1 protein-coding gene is annotated in these 288 nt (G+C 39.2%); it reads left to right on the top strand.

Going from position 1 to position 288, the window contains the following annotated elements; all coding sequences use genetic code 11:
- Positions 1 to 72: 72 nt before the first annotated feature.
- The coding region (locus tag KTE19_RS13780; protein WP_217342528.1) for a helix-turn-helix domain-containing protein at positions 73 to 288 on the top strand (216 nt) is incomplete at its 3' end.

Consider the following 288-nt stretch of genomic DNA (forward strand, 5'->3'; position numbering starts at 1 on the left):
AATAAAGAATGGCCCATGGCCAAATTTCTGTAAAATGATGTTTGCGAAAACAATCATGAAAGGAATTTAGCCATGGATCACTACAAGCATATTACCATAGATGAACGGGAAACTATCTTTTTAATGAGGAATCATGGAAACTCACTTCGTGAGATTGCCAGCCATATCAAGAAAAGTTACTCAACCATTTCTCGAGAATTAAGCCGTAATTCTACTGGTAAATCCTATTCACCTTCGAAGGCTCAGGAGAAGTACAAACAGCGCAAAGGCAACTGTGGCAGAGTCTCT

It is taken from the genome of Lentilactobacillus dabitei, assembly GCF_019061365.1.
GTDB classification, from domain to species: Bacteria; Bacillota; Bacilli; order Lactobacillales; family Lactobacillaceae; genus Lentilactobacillus; species Lentilactobacillus dabitei.